Source organism: Gordonia sp. UBA7599, assembly GCA_002477755.1.
GTDB lineage: Bacteria > Actinomycetota > Actinomycetes > Mycobacteriales > Mycobacteriaceae > Gordonia.
Window position 1 is genome coordinate 747 of sequence record DLKD01000039.1, and the last position, 4,950, is coordinate 5,696.

Annotated in this window: 6 protein-coding genes; all 6 read right to left on the reverse strand. The window is 68.6% G+C overall.

The genetic code is table 11. From position 1 onward, the window contains the following. On the reverse strand, nt 1-1,063 hold a 1,063-nt coding region (gene dprA / locus B4L26_RS05315), incomplete at its 3' end, for a DNA-processing protein DprA (RefSeq protein ID WP_290716703.1). Next, on the reverse strand, nt 1,060-2,592 hold the full coding sequence (locus tag B4L26_RS05320) for a YifB family Mg chelatase-like AAA ATPase (protein WP_290716706.1): 1,533 nt from the start codon (nt 2,590-2,592) through the stop codon (nt 1,060-1,062). The genes dprA and B4L26_RS05320, both read right to left, overlap by 4 nt. Further along, nucleotides 2,592-2,993 carry a YraN family protein gene (locus B4L26_RS05325; RefSeq protein WP_290716709.1) on the reverse strand — a complete coding sequence of 134 codons (402 nt, stop codon included), beginning with the start codon at nt 2,991-2,993 and terminating at the stop codon, nt 2,592-2,594. The genes B4L26_RS05320 and B4L26_RS05325 overlap by 1 nt, the downstream gene beginning before the upstream one ends. A gap of 98 nt (nt 2,994-3,091) precedes the next feature. Next, on the reverse strand, nt 3,092-3,397 hold the full coding sequence (locus tag B4L26_RS05330) for a DUF2469 domain-containing protein (protein ID WP_290716712.1): 306 nt from the start codon (nt 3,395-3,397) through the stop codon (nt 3,092-3,094). Further along, entirely contained in the window at nt 3,394-4,071 is a 678-nt protein-coding gene (locus B4L26_RS05335; protein WP_290716715.1) for a ribonuclease HII, read from the reverse strand. Before B4L26_RS05335 ends, B4L26_RS05330 begins: the two co-directional genes overlap by 4 nt. A gap of 7 nt (nt 4,072-4,078) precedes the next feature. Next, entirely contained in the window at nt 4,079-4,843 is a 765-nt protein-coding gene (gene lepB / locus B4L26_RS05340) for a signal peptidase I (protein WP_290716718.1), read from the reverse strand. Nucleotides 4,844-4,950: the final 107 nt, after the last annotated feature.

A 4,950-nucleotide genomic window follows, 5' to 3' on the forward strand; every position in this document is an offset into this window, starting at 1 on the left:
CGCTGATCGTGCCGCCGACGTCGAGTGCGGCGTTGAGGGCGATCTCGTCGACGGTGATCGCACCTCGCCCGGGAATCGCCTCGTACACGCGTTGCCGGTCGCCGGTGAGCTCGTCGATCCGTCGCACCGGGCCGCGATTGGGCCCACCCTGGCCGTCGGGAGCGGCGAGCGAGATCAACGCCTGCGCGTCGACGACGAGCGCGGCCTGCTCGTCGGCGATCATCCGATTGCACCCCAACGACATCGACGAGGTGATCGGACCTGGCACCGCACCCAGCGGACGTCCTAGTTTGCGGGCCCATGCCGCCGTGTTGGCCGCACCGCTGCGCGCCCCCGCCTCCACCACGACGACCGCGGTGGAGAGTGCCGCCACCAGACGGTTGCGCGTCAGGAAGCGGTGTCGTGCCGCGGTGGTACCCGGCGGGTACTCGGTGACGATGAGCCCGTCGCGGGCGATCGCATTGAAGAGCGACGAGTGCGACGACGGGTAATCGACGTCGATACCGCACGCCATGACCGCGACGGTGCTACCACCGCAGCCCAGCGCGGCACGGTGCGCGGTGCCGTCGATGCCGAACGCACCGCCGGAGATCACTGCCCACCCGGCGTCGACGAGTCCGCCGACGATCTGCCCGGTGACGTGCTCGCCGTAGGACGTCGATGCGCGCGACCCGATGACGCCAATGCCAGCGGCGACCTCGTCGGCAAGACACCTGCTCCCTCGCACCCACAGCGCCAGGGGTGGTCCGCCGCGCTCGACCGTGTCGGCCGACCGCAGTCCCCACAGCTGCCACCCGGGCCACTCCTCGTCGTCGGGCGCCACGAGCCGCGCGCCGACCGCCGCGGCTGCATCGAGGTCCTGTGCGGAGAGGTCGTGTTCGGCGCGGACGTTTGTCACGCTGAGGACGCCGTTGAAACCGGCTGGCACCTTCCTCGACCGGATGGCCTGCGCGGCGGCGACCGGGCCCTCCGCCTCGACGAGGTCGCGCAGACCGGTGTGCGGTGGCTCGGCCACCCGCATCAGATAGGCCCAGGCCCGCAACACCGACTCGTCGGTACTCATGCTGCTCCCCCTCGGTCCCGATACAGCAGGGCCTGGGCGACGTCGTCCTGGTTGGGGCGCTCGGCCCCGCGTAGGTCTGCCAGCGTCCAGGCGAGTCGCAAGGCACGATCGGCTCCCCGCGCGGTCACCCGACCGTCGCGCAGGAACAATTCGACCGGACGCATCGCCTCGGGACCGAGTCGGAACTCGCCGCGCAGCACTGACCCCGGCACCTCGCCGTTGGTGCGCCAGCCGTGGTGGGCCCACCGGGCGACCGCGGCGTCCCGGGCAGCGACGACCCGTTCCCGTACCGCCGTACTCGGCTCGCCGCATTCGGTGAGCAGTGCGGTGTTGCCCGGCGGGTTCATCCGGACCCGGATGTCGATGCGATCCATGAGCGGACCCGACAACTTGCCCAGATATCGCCGCCGCGCCACCACCGAGCAGACACAGTCGATGTCGTGGGCCGGTGCGCACGGACACGGGTTGGCCGCCAGCACCAATTGCAGGCGTGCCGGGTAGGTGGCCACCCCATCGCGCCGCGTCACGCGCACCTCACCCTCCTCCAGCGGCTGCCGCAACGCATCGAGCGCCTTGGCACCCATCTCGGCGCACTCGTCGAGGAACAACACCCCTCGGTGCGCCAGCGACGCCACACCCGGCCGGGCGGTGCCGGTGCCCCCACCGAGCAGCGCGGTGACCGTCACCGAATGATGCGGTGCGATGAACGGCGGTTCGACGATGAGCGGCCGTCGCCGCGGCAATGCCCCCGCGATCGAGTGGATCGCCGTGACCTCCAGCGCCTCGTCCTCACCCAGCGAGGGCAGGATCCCCGGTAGGCGGCGGGCCAGCATGGTCTTGCCGATTCCCGGCGGCCCGGTCATCAGGATGTGGTGCATTCCGGCGGCCGCGATCTCCAGCGCCCGGCGCGCCTGTCCCTGGCCGACGACGTCGGCCATATCCGGTGACGGGACGGTCAACCCGTCGACGGGCGGCGGCTCATCGTCGAGCTCGGCATCGCCGCGCAACCACCGGCATACATCAGCGAATCTGGTCGCTCCGTGGATCTCGATCCCGGACACCAGGCCGGCCTCGGCCATGTTCGCCCGCGGGACCACCGCCCGCACAAACCCGGCGCGCCGGGCCTCGAGCAGGCAGGGCAGCACCCCGCGCACCGGACGAATGGCGCCATCAAGACCGAGCTCGCCGAGGAAGACCGTCGAGGGCACGAGCATCGCACCGGCCTCCAGCAGCTTGTCGTCGGCATCCTTGTCGGCCAAGACGATGCTCACCGCCATCGCGAGGTCGAAGCCGGGACCGGCCTTCGGCATGTTCGCCGGCGCGAGCGCGACGACGACCTTGAGCTCCGGGAAGTTTCCACCGGAGTTGACGATCGCCGGGCGGACCCGGTCGCGCGCCTCTCGCAAAGCCACGTCGGCCAGTCCGGTGATGAAGAATCCCGGGGTGCCCCGACTGGTATTGGCCTGGACCTCGACAACGCGGGCCCGAAACGCGTTCAGCCCGACGGAGAACGCCCGTCCCAGCGTCATCAGTCGACCAACCCGCGGTGATGACGCAGCGCCGGCGCCCCGCCCGGCCCGGCCATGCGGATCGAGATCACATCGAAGCGCATCGCCTCGAAGTACGGCAGGTCACCGGCTTCGCGCTGCTCCTCGACCCACATCCACGCCAACCGCACCATGCGTGCCAGCTTCTCGTCGGTGACCGCGGTGACCGGGTCGTCGTAGACCGCGGCGTTGCGTCGTGTCTTCACCTCGACGATCACGAGGTTGTCGGGTCCGCCGGACGGATTCGGCTCCCGCGCGATCACATCCAGTTCGCCGTATCGATTGCGCCAGTTGCGCGCACAAACGCGCCAGCCCAGCGTCGCCAGGTAGTCGGCCGCGATTGCCTCGCCCGCCGCCCCGAGTGATTGTCGTGTCTCCCCCATGCGATCGAGGATGGATCACGGCACCGACCGATCCGCCTGTCCCGGGCCTGTGACGGCACGGTCCTGTGGATATCTGAGAACTGTGGAAAACCTGGGGGCTACTCGGGGAGCCGCAGCTCAGGCTGCTCGATCTCCTCGATGTTGACGTCCTTGAACGTGATGATCCGCACCTGCTTCACAAACCGCGACGGACGGTGCAGATCCCAAGCCCACGCATCGGTGAGGCGCAGCTCGAAGTACACCTCGCCGTCGGAGTTGCGCGGCGACATTTCGACGCCGTTGGCCAAGTACATCCGACGATCGGTCTCCACGAGGTAGGTGAACTGGCCGACGATGTCCTTGTACTCGCGGTACAGCGACAGCTCCAGGTCGGCTTCGTAGTTCTCGAGATCGTCGGCACTCATGGTTTCAGGGTATCGCGCACCGCGTGGGCCGCGACGTTGCGATACGACATGCGGTGCTGCGCCGACGGACCGAGTTCGGCGACACGGCTCATGTGGTGCTCGGTCGAGTAGCCCTTGTGCACGGCGAAGTCGTATCCGGGCAGCTCGTCGTCGAGTCGCGCCATGATGTCGTCGCGTGTCACCTTGGCCAGGATGCTCGCCGCCGCGATGCAGGCGGCGTTGGCATCACCGGCGATGATCGGCAGCGACGGCACCGGCAGCCCCGGCACGACAAAGCCGTCCGACAGGACGTACCCGGGCGTGGTGTGCAGCGCGGCGACGGCGCGGCGCATGCCCTCGATGTTGGCGACGTGGATGCCGATCCGGTCGATCTCGTCTGCCTCGATCACCACCACCGAATACGCCTGCGCGTACTTGCGGATCGCGCCGTACAGCCGGCGCCGGGCGGGCGGCGCCACTTTCTTGGAGTCGTTCAGATCGGCCAGGGAGCGCAGTTGGTTCGGTTTCAAGACACACGCCGCGACGACGAGCGGTCCGGCACACGCACCCCGACCGGCTTCGTCAACCCCGGCGACCGGCCCCAAACCACTGTTGTGCAGGGCGAATTCGTAGGTGCGCAGCGACGCCGCGCGGCGCACGGGCGGCCGCGGAGGCCATCGTAGGGAAGCTGACATCGCGGCCCTACTTCTGCGGATTCTCCGATCCGACCCCGCCGATGCGCGCGGCCGGCCAGATGACGAATCGCACCTTGCCCCGGATGTCGGACTTCGGCACTGTGCCGTGGAATTCGTCCTCGGTGTGGAAGCGGGAATCGGCCGAGTACGTCCGGTTGTCACCCATCACCCAGTAGTTGCCGTCGGGCACCTTGATGGGCCCGAAATCGGGTCCCAGGCACGGGCCCGCGTCGGGGACGCGCGACTGCAGTTCGCGGTCGATGTACGGCTCGTGCAGCGGCTTGCCGTCGACCTTGATGCCGACGTTCTCCGACGCATGACATTCGACGGTCTGACCGCCAGTCGCGATGACCCGCTTGACCAGGCTGTACTCGTTAGGCGGGGCGTAGCCGAACCACGAGAGCGCGTTGAGGAACTTGCCGCGCAGCGTCGACGAGTCGCGCGGCGGACCGCCCGAGTCCCAGGATTCGCTGGGCGCCTTGAAGACGACGACGTCACCGGGGGTGGGGTCGCCGAAGCGGTAGGCCAGCTTGTCGATGACGATGCGGTCGTTGGAGCAACCCGCGCAGCCAATCAGGGTCGATTCCATCGACTCCGACGGCACCACGTACTGGCGGAAGATGAAGGTCTGTCCGATCCAGCTCACCACCAACACGATGCCGATGATGACGGCCAATTCGCGGAAGAAGGAGCGCTTCTCGTCGGGCTTGTCGTCCTTGTCGCCCTTGGAATGCCAGGGCTTGGAGACGTTCTCGTCGTTATCGTCGGACACGACTCCACAGCCTACCGGGTCAGCGCCCGAGGGGGCGGCGACGCGTCAGCGCTTTTCCTTGATCTTCGCGGCCTTGCCACGGAGATCGCGCAGGTAGTAGAGCTTGG